This is a genomic window from Shewanella sp. SM23 (assembly GCF_025654295.1).
GTDB lineage: Bacteria > Pseudomonadota > Gammaproteobacteria > Enterobacterales > Shewanellaceae > Shewanella > Shewanella oncorhynchi.
This window is the reverse complement of sequence record NZ_JAKKRM010000001.1, coordinates 34,932-52,795: the sequence shown is the minus strand read 5'-3', so window position 1 is coordinate 52,795 and position 17,864 is coordinate 34,932. Positions and strand designations below refer to the sequence as shown.

4 protein-coding genes are annotated in these 17,864 nt (G+C 50.1%); all 4 read left to right on the top strand.

Annotated elements, in window-relative coordinates:
- The first annotated feature begins 534 nt into the window (after positions 1 to 534).
- From L5L98_RS00170 to L5L98_RS00155, 4 genes are read left to right on the top strand one after another with little or no spacing between them, the layout of a single operon-like run.
- Positions 535 to 1,404, top strand: a complete 870-nt coding sequence (locus L5L98_RS00170; RefSeq protein ID WP_263138096.1) for a transcriptional regulator — start codon at positions 535 to 537, stop codon at positions 1,402 to 1,404.
- Complete coding sequence (locus L5L98_RS00165; RefSeq protein WP_263138095.1) at positions 1,401 to 9,521, top strand: type I polyketide synthase; 8,121 nt, start codon at positions 1,401 to 1,403, stop codon at positions 9,519 to 9,521. Before L5L98_RS00170 ends, L5L98_RS00165 begins: the two co-directional genes overlap by 4 nt.
- Positions 9,518 to 11,815, top strand: coding sequence for a PfaB family protein (locus tag L5L98_RS00160; protein ID WP_263138094.1), 2,298 nt, complete (start codon positions 9,518 to 9,520; stop codon positions 11,813 to 11,815). Before L5L98_RS00165 ends, L5L98_RS00160 begins: the two co-directional genes overlap by 4 nt.
- Positions 11,812 to 17,805 carry a beta-ketoacyl synthase N-terminal-like domain-containing protein gene (locus tag L5L98_RS00155; RefSeq protein WP_263138093.1) on the top strand — a complete coding sequence of 1,998 codons (5,994 nt, stop codon included), beginning with the start codon at positions 11,812 to 11,814 and terminating at the stop codon, positions 17,803 to 17,805. Before L5L98_RS00160 ends, L5L98_RS00155 begins: the two co-directional genes overlap by 4 nt.
- Positions 17,806 to 17,864: the final 59 nt, after the last annotated feature.

Sequence of the window (17,864 nt, the reverse complement as noted above, 5' to 3'; positions counted from 1 at the left end):
CATTATGCATCTTAAATAGTTTCAACTAAGCCCGAGTTCAATTCTTAGCAGCACTCTAATTAGAGCAATTCTTAGAACGCCCCTGAACGCCATCCTATGCGCAAATTTTTGCAGCAATTGCGCCAAGGTTTTGCGCCCAAATTAACAGGTTTAGCCGCACAGTCTGATTCCTTGCAGAGGAGGCTTAAGCCAATATTGGGCTATTTTACCCCGCTAACTCAAAAAAGCGGTCTTTATCGCCCCTAAAAATTTAATTCTTCCACTATCAAAGTATTAAAAAGCCCAAGCGGTCAACGAAAACCCAACATAACGCACAGAAAATACCATTACTCAACGAAAGCCAATAAATTCCAGTCCCAGATGATTGTATCGACCCGAAACCTCAGGTAATCTGCATCCCCATTAAGTGACACAGATGATAAGAAGCACAGGTTTTACGATGAGTGTCACTATGTTCTTCAAGAGTGCCACAGCTGACTCAGCCAAAATGGCTTCTCAGTCCCAATAGATTATGTCGGATGATAATTATTATTAATGGCAGCTCGCGACTCTCAATCTAAAGCGCCGTCTTACGCCCCTAAGAGCACAACTCAAGCGGCGAAAAAAGACAGCGCACCTCGGCATAGAAACGCCACCACCACGCCTGAAATGCGACTCTTTATCCAGCAATCGGATCTGAGCGTCAGCCAGTTGGCAAAAATTTTAAATATTACTGAGGCAACAGTCCGTAAATGGCGGAAGCGTGAGTCCATTAGTAACAGTTCGAACACGCCCCATCACCTCAATACCACGCTCACCCCGATGGAAGAATATGTGGTGGTGGGATTACGCTATCAACTCAAACTCACCTTAGATAGATTACTTCAGGTTACCCAAACCTTTATTAACCCCAATGTGTCGCGCTCCGGCCTTGCCCGTTGCTTAAAGCGCTACGGCATATCGCGGCTCGATGAATTTGAAGCACCGCAAGTCCCCGAACGCTATTTTAATCAATTGCCTGTGACGCAAGGCAGCGATATCCAAACCTATACGGTCAATCCAGAAACCTTGGCTAAGGCGCTCGCATTGCCGAGTACCGACGGCAATACTGTGGTGCAAGTGGTATCACTCACCATACCGCCGCAGCTCACTGAGCAAGCTCCAAGCTCAGTACTATTAGGCGTAGACACAGCAAGTGATTGGATTTACCTCGATATTTATCAAGACAGCAATACCCAAGCGACCAATAGATATATCGCCTATGTCCTCAAACATGGGCCGTTTCATTTACGAAAGTTGCTCGTTCGCAACTATCACACCTTCTTAGCCCGTTTTCCCGGTGCCCATGGCACGCCAAAGACAAACGCGGCTGGATCCCAAAACAAGGTCACCGTATCCAGGTCGACCCGTGGAGACTCTTTATGAGCCATACCCCTTCTGTACCTAATTCTGCGACTGAGTCAAAAAAAGATAAACGACTCAACAAACGTTTAAAAGATATGCCCGTTGCCATCGTCGGCATGGCCAGCATCTTCGCTAACTCGCGTTATTTAAATAAATTTTGGGATTTGATCAGCGAAAAAATCGATGCCATTACTGACATCCCAGACACCCATTGGCGCGCCGAAGATTACTACGATGCCGACAAAAGCAAAGCCGATAAAAGCTACTGTAAACGCGGTGGTTTTTTACCAGAAGTCGACTTCAATCCAATGGAATTCGGTCTGCCGCCCAATATTCTTGAGCTGACAGATACCTCGCAACTGCTGTCGCTGATTGTCGCCAAAGAAGTGCTTGCCGACGCCAATCTGCCCACCGATTACGATCGTGATCGTATCGGCATCACCCTAGGCGTAGGCGGTGGTCAAAAAATCAGTCAGAGCTTAAACTCGCGTCTGCAATATCCAGTGCTTAAAAAAGTATTCAAAAGCAGCGGCCTGAGCGATGAAGACAGCGAAATGCTGATCAAAAAGTTCCAAGACCAATATATCCACTGGGAAGAAAACTCTTTCCCAGGGTCCTTAGGCAACGTGATTGCAGGCCGTATCGCCAACCGGTTTGATTTTGGCGGCATGAACTGTGTGGTCGATGCTGCCTGTGCGGGCTCGCTTGCCGCTATGCGTATGGCACTAACTGAACTGACCGAAGGTCGCAGCGACATGATGTTAACCGGCGGTGTCTGTACTGACAACTCGCCGTCCATGTACATGAGCTTCTCAAAAACGCCAGCCTTCACCACTAACGAAACCATTCAACCCTTTGATATCGATTCAAAAGGCATGATGATCGGCGAAGGGATCGGCATGGTCGCGCTTAAACGCCTTGAAGATGCCGAGCGCGATGGCGACCGAATTTATGCCGTCATCAAAGGCGTTGGCGCCTCATCTGACGGTAAGTTTAAGAGTATTTATGCGCCGCGCCCTGAGGGCCAAGCTAAAGCTCTCGAACGCGCTTACGACGATGCAGGTTTTGCCCCGCACAGCATTGGCTTAGTTGAAGCCCATGGCACGGGTACTGCCGCAGGTGATGTGGCTGAATTCAATGGCTTAAAATCGGTATTTGCCCAAGGCAATGACACAAATCAACATATCGCGTTAGGTTCAGTGAAATCCCAAGTGGGCCACACTAAATCAACCGCAGGCACTGCGGGGGTGATCAAAGCCGCGCTAGCGCTGCACCACAAGGTATTGCCTGCGACCATTAACGTTAGCAAGCCTAATCCAAAACTAAATATCGAAAGCTCACCATTCTATTTAAATACCGAAACTCGCCCATGGTTCCAGCGCGCCGATGCAACGCCGCGCCGTGCAGGTGTAAGCTCCTTTGGTTTTGGCGGCACGAACTTCCATCTTGTATTAGAAGAATACAAACCTGAGCACAGCCGTGACGAGCAATATCGTCAGCGCAGTGTGCCGCAGACGCTATTATTTGCCGCAGCCAATAAAGCCGCGCTGCTTAGCGAGTTAAAAGCTGCGCTGAGCCAAAGCGTGAACACGAGTGCAAACGCGAATAAGAGCAGCGCTGCGAGCCTGAATGCTATCGCTCAGCAATATCCGCTGCGCGCACTGGCAAGCACAGATGCCCGTTTAGGTTTTGTGGCTAAGGATATCGCTCAGCTGCAAGCTCAGTTAAATCAATCGATTGCGCATTTAGAAAGCGGGCACCTAGAAACCAGTGCAAGCGAGGCGTGGCAATTACCTTCTGGGATCAGCTACCGCTCCCATGCCTTGGTCGCTAAAAATGAATCAAAGAAAGTAGCCGCCCTGTTTGCCGGTCAAGGTTCACAGTACCTGAACATGGGCCGCGAACTCGCCTGCCATTTCCCTGAAATGCGCCAACAAGTGATGGCCAGCGATAAGGTATTTGCTCACCACGGCCAAACGCCGTTATCGAACATCCTTTACCCTATTCCGGCATTCGATGCCGATGCGGTTAAAGCCCAAGAAGCGGCGCTGACCAATACCCTGTTCGCCCAAAGCGCCATAGGCGCGGTTTCAATGGCGCAATATTCGCTATTAACGCAAGCGGGTTTTGCACCCGATATGGTGGCAGGTCACAGCTTTGGTGAATTGTCAGCCCTTTGCGCGGCAGGTGTGATTTCCAATGAAGATTACGTCGAACTGGCCTTCGCCCGTGGGCATGCCATGGCGCAAGTGCCGAGCGATACTGGGACTCAAGTTGATTTAGGAACCATGTTCGCGATTATTCTTAAGCAAAAGAATGATATCGATGCGATCAATAGCTGTTTAGCCCAGTTTGATAGCGTTAAAATTGCCAACTACAACGCGCCGACGCAATTAGTCATCGCAGGTGGCACAGAGCAAACTCAGCTGGCCGCGAAAGCCATTAGTGAACTGGGCTTTAAAGCGATTGCCCTGCCTGTCTCAGGCGCGTTCCATACCCCATTGGTTGGACACGCACAAAAGCCATTTGCCAAAGCCATTGATAAAGCTAAATTCAGCGCGCCTTCAGTCGCACTTTATGCCAACGGTACGGGTCAATTGCACCCAAGCGATGGCAAAGCCATTAAAGCAGAATTCAAACAACACATGCTGCAATCGGTTCGCTTTAGCGAACAACTGCAGGCCATGTATGACGCTGGCGCCCGTGTGTTTGTTGAGTTTGGCCCTAAGAACATACTGCAAAAGTTAGTTGAAAATACCTTAGGTGAACACTTAAATGAGCTTTGCCTTGTCAGCATGAACCCGAATCCTAAGGGCGACAGTGACAGTCAATTACGCTTAGCCGCAGTACAACTCGCGGTAGCCGGTGTGGCGTTAACTGAGGTTGACCCCTATCAAGCCGTCACGTCACAAGAAATTGCCGAGCGTGAAGCGCCATCGGCGATGAACATCAAACTCACCGCCACTAACCATATTAGTGCTGCGACCAAAGCTAAGATGGCCAAATCCCTCGCCACAGGCAGTGTGACTAGCCAAGTGCAATATGTGGATCGCATTGTTGAAACGGTTGTCGAAAGAGAAGTCGAAAAAATCGTTGAGAAAGAAGTCATCGTCGAAAAAGTTGTTGAAAAAATAATAGAAGTGGAAGCGAATCAAGTGGCAACTGTTGAAATGAAACAAACATCCCCAAGCGTTGTGCAAGGCTTAAGCAATCACCAGCAGCAAGCGACGGCGCAGTTAAGCCCAAGCACAGCAAGCGTCAGCGGCGATGCATTAACGGCATTTTTCAGCGCACAATCTCAAGCGGCGCAGTTGCATCAACAGTTTTTAGCTATCCCGCAGCAATACGGCGATACCTTCACGACACTGATGACAGAACAAGCCAAGATGGCAAGCCTTGGCATTGCAATCCCTGAAAGCCTGCAACGCTCGATGGAAATGTTCCACCAGCATCAAGCGCAAACCCTGCAAAGTCACGCCGAATTTATGCAGCTACAAAGCAGTAGCAGCCAAGCAGCCTTAGCCATGTTAAACAATGCACCGATTAACTTTACTCCAGCAGTTGCAAGTCAGCCACGAGCAACTTCGCCGGCTCCTGCACCTGTTGCTCCAGCGCCTGTTGCTGCAACGACAATGCCACATAATGCTGCACCAGTAGCGGCTCAAGCTGTTGCGACGAAACCCGCGGTTAGCACACCTGTTGCGCCTGTTGTGCAAACCGCTCCCGTTGCTTATTCACCTGCTGTGACTGTACAAGTTGCGCCTGCCGCTCCTGCATTAGTCATGCCTGCTGTAGTGATGCCAGAAGTGACACCTGTGGCACCAGCAACGAGCGGTTTAAGCGCTGCGTTAGTACAACAAACCATGATGGCTGTGGTGGCCGATAAAACAGGCTACCCCACTGAAATGCTAGAGCTTGGCATGGATATGGAAGCCGATTTAGGTATCGATTCGATTAAGCGCGTTGAAATCTTAGGCACAGTGCAAGACGAACTGCCGGGCTTACCTGAACTCAGCCCAGAAGATTTGGCCGAGTGTCGTACCTTAGGTGAAATCGTTGACTACATGAACAGCAAACTGCCTGCGGCTGGCCAAGTTGTAGCTTCTACAACAGCGCCAACAGCTCCTGCCGTTAACGGTTTAAGCGCTGCGTTAGTACAACAAACTATGATGGCAGTGGTGGCTGATAAGACAGGTTACCCCACTGAAATGTTGGAACTTGGCATGGATATGGAAGCCGATCTCGGTATCGATTCCATTAAGCGCGTTGAAATCTTAGGCACAGTACAAGACGAACTGCCGAGTTTACCTGAGCTCAGCCCAGAAGATTTGGCTGAGTGCCGTACCTTGGGTGAAATCGTTAACTACATGAACAGCAAATTGCCAGCGGCTGGCCAAGTTGTAGTTTCTACAACAACGCCAACAACTCCTGCAGCCAGCGGTTTAAGCGCTGCGTTAGTGCATGCTTCTGAAATCGAGAGCACTATGATGGCTGTGGTGGCCGACAAGACGGGCTACCCCACTGAAATGCTGGAGCTCAGCATGGATATGGAAGCCGATCTCGGTATCGATTCAATTAAGCGCGTTGAAATCCTAGGCACAGTGCAAGATGAGCTACCAGGTTTACCTGAGCTGAATCCTGAAGATCTGGCCGAGTGTCGCACCTTGGGTGAAATCGTTAACTACATGCAAAGTAAGCTTACACAAAATGACAAGCTGCCTGCAGCGGGCGCAGTTATCGTAGCAACTCATGTGACAACTGCCGCGCCTGCCGCCAGCGGTTTAAGCGCTGCGTTAGTGCAACAAACCATGATGGCTGTGGTGGCCGACAAGACAGGCTACCCCACTGAAATGCTGGAACTGAGCATGGATATGGAAGCTGATCTAGGTATCGACTCCATCAAGCGCGTTGAAATCTTAGGCACAGTGCAAGACGAACTGCCGGGCTTACCTGAGCTGAATCCTGAAGATCTGGCCGAGTGTCGTACCCTAGGCGAAATCGTTGACTACATGAACAGCAAACTACCTGCGGTTGGCTCGGTTTCAGCTACAACAGCAGCGCAAGTCACTGTTACCACTACAACAAATAATGGCTTAAGTGCTGCACTTGTCCAACAAACCATGATGGCTGTGGTGGCCGACAAGACAGGCTACCCCACTGAAATGCTGGAACTCAGCATGGATATGGAAGCCGATTTAGGTATCGACTCCATCAAGCGCGTTGAAATTTTAGGCACAGTGCAAGACGAGCTACCGGGCTTGCCTGAACTTAATCCTGAAGATCTGGCCGAGTGTCGCACCTTAGGTGAAATCGTTAGCTATATGCAAAGCAAGCTAGGCCAAAACGCGGTAAGCCAGAATGCCGCGCCAGTTAGCGCTGTCGTTCAGCCTGAACCTACTATCGATTTACCGCCACACAGTGAGGTGGTGCTAAAAAAGTTGCCAGCGGCGGCTGAGCTAGCGCAACTATCGCCACAGCAATCGTCAAAGCAATCAGCGCAACAAGGCCTGCCACGCGTTTTTGCTAAAGATGCCTGCATTATCATTAGCGATGATGGCCACAATGCTGGCGTACTTGCCGAAAAATTGCATGCTCAAGGTCTAACGGTTGTGGTTGTGCGCTCGCCTGAAAGCCTTGTGGCCAGTGCATCACCGCTCAATAGCCACATTGCCAGCTTCACATTGGCGGCGATTGACGATGCCAGCATTGGTGCCGTAATTAATGAGATCAAAAGCTTAGGTACGGTTGCAGGCTTTATTCATCTGCAACCACAACATAAAAACTCAGCCGATGCGAAAGGTTTAGTGTTGTCCAGTGCCGCCAAGGCATCCGTCGAGCAAGCGTTCTTGTTCGCCAAGCACTTACAACCGTTTTTAACAACAGCAGCGACCGCCAATACTGGTAGTAGTTTTATCAGCGTCAGTCGTATCGACGGTGGTTTTGGTTATCTCAACCACAGCCAAATTGCCCGCAGCGAGTTAAACCAAGCAGCATTGGCAGGTCTGACGAAAACCTTGAGCCACGAGTGGCCAAGCGTGCATTGCCGCGCCTTAGATATCGCGCCAGCACTTGATGCCAAGCAACTGGCCAATGCAGTGATCGCTGAGCTCTTTGCAACCGATAACGTATTGGAAGTCGGTGTTAGCCAAGGCGCAGCCCAAGCACTTGAGCGTGTAACCTTAGTTGCTGGCAAGGCTGATACCCGCCACAGCGCGGCAAACTTGACGAGTGCAGATAAAATACTGGTGACCGGTGGCGCAAAAGGCGTGACCTTTGAATGTGCGCTAAGTTTAGCCAAACGCAGCAAGGCGCACTTTATCCTTGCTGGCAGAAGCAGCCAACAAGCCATTCCCGCTTGGGCACAGGGTAAGAATAACAGTCAACTTAAAGCCACAGCTATTGCCCACATTCAAAGCTTGGGTGAGAAACCCACGCCAAAACAAGTGGATGCCTTAGTATGGCCCGTTCAAAGCAGCCTAGAAATTGCAGCCGCACTAGAAGCCTTTACCGCTGTGGGCGCGAGCGCCGAGTACTTAAGTCTCGATGTTAACAATCCAGATGCGATCGCCAGCACGATAGTGCCGATCACCGAGTTGTCGCCTATTACTGGCATCATCCATGGTGCGGGCGTACTCGCCGATAAACACATCCAAGACAAAACCTTAGATGAGTTGGCACGGGTTTATGGCACTAAGGTCACAGGCATTAGCAATCTGCTAGCCGCACTGGATTTAGATAAAGTAAAACTGATTGCCCTATTCTCTTCGGCGGCGGGTTTTTACGGCAATACTGGCCAAAGCGATTACGCCATGTCCAACGACATACTCAACAAAGCCGCACTGCAACTGGCGCAGCAACTGCCAAATGCCAAAGTGATGAGCTTCGATTGGGGTCCGTGGGACGGCGGCATGGTGAATCCTGCGCTGAAAAAGATGTTTATCGATCGCGGTGTTTATGTGATCCCGCTAAAGGCAGGCGCTGAGTTATTTGCTAGCCAATTACTGAGCAACACAGGCGCACAATTGCTGGTCGGTACTGATATGCAAGGCACAGTTCCAAGTGACGAGCAAGCAACTCAAGGTAGCAATCTAAAAAAGCCTGAAGCGGATCTGACCACTGACGCGTCGGATCCGCATGCTTTGGCATCAACACTTGCTGCAATCGCTTTCACGCGACCGCTAACACTGCAGCGCGCACTGGACCCTAAGGCAATGATCTTTATTGAAGATCACTGCATTAACGGTAATCCCGTATTACCGACTGTGTGCGCGATTCAGTGGATGCGTGAAGCCGCCTTTGATGTGCTCAAGCAACCAGTCAAAGTGCAAAGCTACAAGCTGTTGAAGGGCATTATTTTCGACACTGCCGTGTTACAAAATGGAGTGTTAGAAAGTGCAGCCCCCATCACGCTGGAACTTGAACTTGTACCGATTGCGTTAACGGATAAAGCAACGGAAGACACAGACGAGTGCATGAGTAGACAATTCAGTGCCTTAATCAGCTTTGAAGGTCGTCCGCAATATCAAGCTATCCTAGTCGTTGATGATGCTGTTGATGACGCGGCTAACGATTACTTAGCCACTAACAGCAAAGCAACCGCCTTTGACGCGCAAAGCTTGGCGGGACTTTCTGTCATCACAACTGCGGGCAGCCTTTACAGCGACGGCACACTTTTCCACGGCCCAAGACTGCAAGGTATTGAGTCGGTGGTGAAGTTTGACGATGCGAGCTTAATCGCCAAGGTGAGCCTACCCCATGTTGCGTTAGCAGACTGCGGGGATTTTGTGCCTAATCTCACGCCTAAAGGCTCACAAGCCTTTGCGGAAGATTTGTTGCTACAGGCGATGCTGGTGTGGGCGAGACTCAAATATGGCGCGGCAAGTTTGCCATCAAGCATTGGTGAGTTTATCTCCCATGCGCCGTTTGCCTTTGGCGATAAAGGGTATCTAGTGCTCGAGGTGGTAAAACACTCAGGCCGTGCCCTTGAAGCCAATATTGCTCTGTATCATCAAGATGGCCGCTTAAGCTGCGAGATGAACAACGCCAAAGTCACCATCAGCAAAAACCTTAACGGTGCATTCTTAGCTAATAAAGTTGCTAATAAAGCCATTGAAAGCGTGGAGGCAAAAGTCGAGTGAATTTAGCCCACACTTTAGTAACTATACATAGCGGCCAAACTGAAACGTCGATAGCAGACACGGCTATGACTGAAAAGCTTGCCAAGCCACTGCGTATTGCAGTGTTGCTTGGCGACGCGGTCAATCTTGACTCTCACTCAGCCCAAGTATTAGAGACGTTTGCGGAACGTGAAAGAGTTCAAATTTGCGCTTTAGATGCTGCCCCATCTACAACACAAGAGCCGACAGCTCATGAACCAAAAGTGCATGAACCGTCAGTGTATGAGCAAAGCTCGCTCACTGCCTTGTTAGGCCAAGCAACAACAGCCATTGAGCAAGGCAAGCTCGTTGAACTTAAATTCAATGATGGCAATCTGCCCCAGCCTTTGGCTCAGTCCCTGTATTTGCTTGATGGTTTACGTGCCGCCAAACTGCGTCTTCACGCCCACGCGTTTATTGCTGGCTTTGCCGCTGGCAATCAAACTACAGGTGTTGCAAATGCAGCGGCTGTTGCAAATGCGGCGTTAGTAGCGGCAAAGCGCAGCCCTGCACAAACCGTTCAGCATCAACTCGTCGCCAACACTCTCAACGGGGCCTTTGTTGCGCTGCGCCAAGGCGTAACCGCCCTCGCTGCGCGAGCACAAGCGCCGCTTCATGGCGCAACTGATATTAAAGAGGCAAACGACACAAATCATCAAGCGGGCTATTGGTTTAGCGACCAACATCAAGCGCGGGTGTTGTGCCTAAATCTTGTCGCAAAAACGTCAAATCAAACGGATGAGTCTCGACATCTAAACCAAAGTATTGTGCTGACCCAAGGCACACAACTTACCGCACCCAAAGCCCTTGTTGATGAAAACAGACTATTTGTGCCGATAAGTGGTGACAATATTGATTCACTCATCGCGCAAGTATTGCAGCTAGTTAACACAGTGGAAAATGGCGCTGGCTTGCACGCTGACTTTCGCGCTGAGCAACTCAAACCTTGCTTTGAACGCTATGATGCCAACGCACCACTGGCATTAGTCTTGATGGCAGCATCGATTGATGACCTCAAACTTGAAGCCAAAGCTATGCTTTCGGCGCTTGAAAATGATGCAGTGCGTCATCATGGTCAACACTTTAAGACGCCAGCGGGTAGCTGTTTTACCGCGAAGCCGCTAGGGGATGCGGGGCTGACCTTTGTATATCCCGGCGTTGGCACTGTTTACGCCAATATGTTCAATAACTTGCATGAGTATTTCCCCGCGCTGTATCACCAGCTAGAACGTGAAGGCGATTTAAGCGCCATGCTGCAATCATCGCAGATTTATGCGGCAGATGTTAAAACCGCAGCTGGCATGAGCTTAAGCCAACAAGCGATTAGTGGCGTGGGCGCCAGTTATCTATTCACTAAGCTTTTAACCCAAGTCTTTAATATTAAGCCTAAAATGGCGCTCGGTTACTCAATGGGCGAAGCAGCCATGTGGGCCAGCCTAGATGTGTGGCAAACGCCCCACGGGATGATCAACGCCACCGAAAATAGCGATATTTTCAACCATGCCATTTCTGGCGAGCTAACCGCAGTGCGCCGAGCATGGCAGCTTAAGGATAATGAATCCATAGTGTGGAATAGCTTTGTGGTGCGCGCCGATAGCAAGGAAATCAAAGCATTACTGCCAGAGTTCCCTCGCGCCTACTTAGCCATCATTCAAGGTGATACTTGCGTTATTGCCGGCTGCGAAACAAGCTGTAAAGCCCTACTTGCAAAGTTAGGTAAGCGTGGGATTGCCGCCAATCGGGTCACGGCAATGCATACCGCGCCAGCCCTGTTAGTCCATGGGCAAGTACAAGATTTCTATACTCAAGCAGTGAAACCTGAGGCACTGAAACCTAAGGCGCTGGAAGCGGCAGCACATGGCTCGCCTATTCGCTTTATTAGCGCAGCGCAAACTGCGCCAGTAACCGTGGATAGTCACAGCATTGGCCGCGCGATTGCCGATACCTTTTGTTCGCCACTCGACTTTAGTGCGCTCATTCAAAATGCCACAGAGCAAGGCGCAAGGCTATTTGTCGAAGTGGGCGCCGATAGGCAAACCAGCACACTCATAGATAAAATCAGCCATGCCCATGCAGGCCAAAGCACCAAGAACGCAACTACAGTAGCCATAGCCTGCAATGCCAAGGGTGCTGATGTGATTACCAGCTTACTCAAGTGTTTAGCTCAGCTGATAAGCCACAGAGTACCGCTTTCGCTCGCGCCGCTTATTCAGCCATTAAGTGCTAATGCAGCCCCTTTATCATCAGCTGTATCACCAAAAGGAGAACCCCTGTGAGTTCTCAGCATTCCCCTACGATTGATAAAACTAACGTGCCTACCATTGCGTCAAACCGCGCATCAAAAAGTGCGTCAAAAATTGCGATTGTCGGTCTTGCGACTCAGTATCCTGACGCCGACAATCCTCAAACTTTCTGGCAAAATCTGCTGGATAAAAAAGACTCACGCACCCAAATCAGCCGCGAGAAGCTCAATGCCAATCCCGCCGATTACCAAGGTGTGCAGGGGCAATCTGACCGTTTTTACTGTGATAAAGGCGGCTATATCCAACACTTCCAGTTTGATGCCAAGGGCTATCAACTGCCTGAGTCTGCCTTTGACGGTTTAGATGAAAGCTTTTTATGGGCACTCGATTGCAGTCGTAAAGCCCTTCAAGACGCAGGGATTGCACCAAGCGATGCCGTACTGGCGCGCACAGGTATCGTAATGGGAACCTTGTCGTTCCCCACGGCCCGCTCCAACGAATTATTTTTGCCTCTGTATCATCAAACCGTTGAAAAGGCGCTACAAAACAAACTTAACCAAAGCGCATTTCAGCTGGCTGATTTTGGCAACTCAGTTAACGCTCTCAATGCCAATAACCAAGCATTAAACGTCGCCAATGGCGCGGTTGCCCACACAGCCTCAAAGCTGGTCAGCGATGCGCTCGGTTTGGGTGGCACTCAGTTGAGTCTGGACGCCGCCTGCGCCAGTTCGGTTTATGCGCTCAAACTCGCCTGCGATTACCTAACAACAGGCAAGGCAGATATGATGCTTGCGGGCGCAGTATCGGGCGCCGATCCCTTCTTTATCAACATGGGATTCTCGATTTTCCACGCCTATCCAGATCACGGTATTTCGGCGCCCTTTGATAGCAATAGCAAGGGCTTATTCGCCGGAGAAGGCGCTGGGGTGTTAGTCTTAAAACGCTTAGAAGATGCCGAGCGCGATGGCGATAACATCTATGCCGTCGTTAGCGGCATTGGTTTGTCGAACGACGGTAAAGGCCAGTTTGTATTAAGCCCCAACAGCAAGGGCCAAGTGCAAGCCTTCGAGCGCGCCTATAGTGCCGCAAACACACTGCCTGCCAATATCGAAGTGATTGAATGCCATGCCACAGGCACGCCGCTTGGGGATAAGGTCGAACTCGCTTCGATGGAACGCTTTTTTGAGGACAGACTCGCTGGCTCTGCTGTGCCGCTGATCGGTTCGGCAAAATCCAACTTAGGCCATTTACTCACAGCCGCGGGCATGCCGGGGATCATGAAGATGATTTTTGCCATGCGCTCGGGTCGACTGCCGCCAAGTATTAACTTATCAGCGCCGATATCCTCGCCTAAGGGTTTGTTTAGCGCTAAAAATCTGCCAACAGAACTGCATGCTTGGCCCGATAAAGTCGGTAATGACCGCCGCCACGCAGGTGTTTCTGTGTTTGGTTTTGGCGGCTGTAACGCGCATTTATTGCTGGAATCCTATGTACCGGCAAATACCAGTAGCAAACATCAGCAGAGTACAGCCCAAGTAAGCTACCAACATACACCATTAAATATCATTGGCTTAGCATCACACTTCGGGCCTTTATCCTCCATAAATGCACTGGATAACACGATTCATGCTCGGCAACATGCCTTTATCCCGCTGCCCGCTAAACGTTGGAAAGGCTTAGATAAACATCCTGAGATCTTAGCTAACTTTGGCTTGCCTTCTGTACCGCAAGGCGCATATATCGACCAGTTCGATTTTGACTTCCTGCGCTTTAAAGTGCCGCCCAATGAGGATGACCGCCTGATCTCCCAGCAACTGCTGCTGATCAAAGTGGCCGATGAAGCGATCCGTGATGCCAATCTAAAACCCGGTGGCAAGGTGGCCGTATTAGTGGCGATGGAAACTGAACTCGAATTACACCAGTTCCGTGGCCGCGTAAATCTACACACCCAACTGGCAGACAGTCTTAAAAAACAAGGGATAACACTCACACAAGCTGAGTATCTCGCCCTTGAAAAGATCGCCATGGACAGTGTGCTCGATGCCGCCAAACTGAACCAATACACCAGTTTTATTGGCAACATCATGGCGTCACGTATCGCATCCCTTTGGGACTTTAACGGCCCTGCCTTTACCATTTCGGCGGCGGAGCAATCGGTCGCCCGCTGTATCGATGTGGCCGAAAATCTGTTGTCCCAAGAATCCTTAGATGCCGTAGTGATCGCCGCCGTCGATTTAAGTGGCAGTTTAGAGCAAGTGATCCTTAAAAACGCCGTATCGCCAGTGGCATTTACTGCCACTGACGCAGGCTGGAAAGTCGGTGAAGGTGCTGGCGCGTTAGTGCTAACAGCGCAATCAAGTGCAGCCCAGCCAAGTAATGCCGCTGACAATGCTAATACCAATAGCAGCTATGGCAACAGTTATGGTCACATCAGCGGCCAAGTATTTGGCGCGATTTGTGACATACAAGGTAATAGCAACACAGCGCGCATTTGCGATGACTTGCTAACCCAAGCCAAGGTGAATAGCAGCCAGATTAGCTTGATTGAAACCAGTATTGCGGTTGAGCAACTTGACGATTCAGAGTTGGTACTCAATACCCTGCTGCCGAGTGTGAACCAGCGCAGCCAAGCTGCTGATACCCTAGGCCACAACTTTGCCGCTGCGGGTATGGCGAGTATTTTGAGCGCGCTGCTTCAGCTTAAAAATCAGGTGCAGCTTAAAAATCAAGCGCAACTTAACAAGCATTCTTCTCAAGCTCAGCAGCACGCACTCGTTGCTACTTTTAGCCAAGGTAAATGCTCGCAGTTATTGCTCAGTCAAAGTGCCACGCAAGCGCACAGTTTGCAGCAAAGGCTTGAACAAGACTTAACGCTTTCTGAGCAAAAACACTTAATAAAACAAGTAACGCTCGGTGGCCGCGATATCTATCAGCATATCCTGGATACGCCGCTCGCAGGCCTCGATGCTATACAACAAAAAGCCCGAGCCATGACAGCACTGCCAGCGCGCAGCCAACGCAAACATTTGGCCCAAATAGCGAGCAAAGACACGAATAGCTTTGCAACAAGCAGCCCAACCACGGCTCAACAAAAAGAGACATTAAGCAGCATGCCAATGAATGCCCTAAGCACGCCCAATAAAAACGCCGCTCAAGCAGAGCTAAAAGACGCGGCATTTTTAAGCAATCAGCAACTCGTCCGTGAGGCGCATTTAGCCTTTTTGCAAAGTCGCGCTGAAGGACTGAAACTGGCCGATGCCTTGATGAAAGCCCAGCTTGCCAGCGAGTTAGCCGTCAATGGCCAAGTTGCACCAGTACAACAGCAAGCCATTGTTCAGGCATCTGCGACAGCGGTTCTTCCACATCCTGTGCTTTATCCCAATCATGCAAAAGTGCCTGAGTACACGCCGCCAACACCGATAAGCAAGCCTTGCATTTGGGATTATGCGGATTTAGTCGAGTACGCCGAAGGTGATATTGCTAAAGTATTTGGCCCAGATTATGCCATTATCGACAGCTATTCGCGCCGTGTACGCCTGCCAACCACAGACTATTTACTGGTATCTCGGGTAACGAAATTAAACGCCCAGATGAACCAATATCAGCCTTGCACTATGACCACAGAATACGACATTCCTGTGGACGCGCCGTATTTGGTCGATGGCCAAATCCCTTGGGCCGTGGCGGTTGAATCGGGTCAATGCGACTTAATGCTGATCAGCTACTTAGGTATCGATTTTGAAAATAAAGGCGAGCGCGTTTATCGCCTGCTCGATTGCACCCTGACCTTCCTTGGCGACTTACCGCGCGGTGGCGACACCCTGCGCTACGACATTTCCATCAATCACTTTGCCCGCAATGGCGATACCTTGTTGTTCTTCTTCTCCTACGAATGTTTTGTGGGCGACAAGCTGATCCTTAAAATGGATGGCGGCTGTGCCGGCTTCTTCACCGATAAAGAGCTAGCCGACGGCAAAGGTGTTATTCACACCGAAGCTGAAATCAAAGCGCGCAACCTCGCCTTGAATAATCCGAATAAACCGCGCTTTAATCCGTTACTTAACTGCGCGCAAAGCCAATTTGATTACAGCCAAATCCATAAACTGCTCGGCGCCGATATCGGTGGCTGTTTTGGCGGCGCCCATGCGGCGCATCAAGCCCAATATGGGTTGCAGCCGTCACTGTGTTTTGCCTCTGAAAAATTCCTGATGATTGAACAAGTCAGCAATCTTGAGGTGCATGGCGGCGCGTGGGGCTTAGGTTCAGTTCAAGGTCATAAGCAGCTCGAAGCTGATCATTGGTATTTCCCGTGTCATTTCAAGGGCGACCAAGTGATGGCGGGATCGTTAATGGCCGAAGGCTGTGGTCAATTACTGCAATTCTTTATGCTGCATATTGGGATGCACGCCAGCACAGAAGAAGGTGGCGTCAAAAACGGTCGTTTCCAACCGCTCGAAAACGCATCACAAAAAGTGCGCTGTCGCGGTCAAGTGTTGCCACAATCTGGCCTGCTCACCTATCGCATGGAAATCACCGAAATCGGTATGAGCCCGCGCCCGTATGCTAAGGCGAATATCGATATTTTGCTCAATGGCAAAGTGGTCGTGGATTTCCAAAACCTTGGGGTGATGATCAAAGAAGAAGCCGAATGCACCCGCTACCTCGCGGATAATGCCAACAGCACAGCTAACAATACGACTAGAAATGTAGCTAAAAATGCTGTTTCGGCTGCGCCGCTTGTTTCGACAACACCCGCATCGTTAGCCGCGCCGCTGATGGCGCAGCTGCCAGATTTAACTGCGCCAACCAATAAAGGCGTAGTGCCGCTTAAGCATGTACCTGCGCCGATTGCGCCTGCGGGTTCAAAGTATGCTAACCGCGTGCCCGATACCCTGCCGTTCACGCCGTATCACATGTTCGAATTTGCCACGGGCGATATCGAAAACTGCTTCGGCCCCGATTTCAGTATCTATCGCGGCCTAATTCCACCGCGCACGCCTTGCGGTGACTTGCAGCTCACCACCCGCGTCATTGCGATTGACGGCAAACGCGGCGAGCTGAAAAAGCCCTCATCTTGCATCGCTGAATACGAAGTGCCAGTAAACGCTTGGTATTACGATAAAAACAGCCATCACGCTGTGATGCCCTATTCAGTGCTAATGGAAATATCACTGCAGCCAAACGGTTTTATCTCGGGCTATATGGGCACCACCTTGGGCTTCCCCGGCCAAGAGCTGTTCTTCCGTAACTTAGACGGCAACGGTAAGTTACTGCGCCATGTGGATTTACGCGGCAAAACCATAGTGAACGACTCACGTCTGTTATCGACTGTGATTGCCGGCAGCAACATCATCCAAAATTTCAGCTTCGAGTTAAGCTGCGATGGCGAGCCTTTCTACCAAGGTAAAGCGGTATTTGGTTACTTCAAGGGCGATGCGCTGAAAAACCAACTTGGCATAGACAACGGCAAGATCACTCAGCCTTGGCATGTGCAAAATGGTATAGCCGCCGATAGCCAAATCAATCTGTTAGATAAACAGCATCGCAGCTTTAACGCGCCAGAAGGTCAGCCGCATTACCGTTTAGCGGGCGGTCAGCTTAACTTTATCGACAAAGCCGACATCGTGAAGACCGGCGGTAAAGCGGGCCTTGGCTATTTATACGCCGAGCGCACCATTGACCCGAGTGATTGGTTCTTCCAATTCCACTTCCATCAAGATCCGGTAATGCCAGGCTCATTAGGGGTTGAAGCCATTATCGAGCTGATGCAAACCTATGCGATTGACCAAGACCTTGGTGCGGGCTTTAAGAATCCAAAATTCGGCCAGATATTATCGGATATCAAATGGAAGTATCGCGGCCAAATTAACCCATTAAACAAGCAGATGTCGCTGGATGTGCACATTACCAGCGTGACAGACGACAATGGCAAACGCATCATTATGGGCGATGCCAACTTGAGTAAAGATGGCCTACGGATTTATGAAGTTAAAGATATCGCCATCTGTATTGAAGAAGCCTAGCGAGTTTACGCTGTTAGAAAGACGCTAATCTCGAATAACAAATAACGAATAACGAATAA

Excerpts from the sequence above, each read along its gene's own strand:
- L5L98_RS00165 (WP_263138095.1), top strand. The coding sequence starts at position 1,401 with ATGAGCCATACCCCTTCTGTACCTAATTCTGCGACTGAGTCAAAAAAA.
- L5L98_RS00170 (WP_263138096.1), top strand. The coding sequence starts at position 535 with ATGGCAGCTCGCGACTCTCAATCTAAAGCGCCGTCTTACGCCCCTAAG.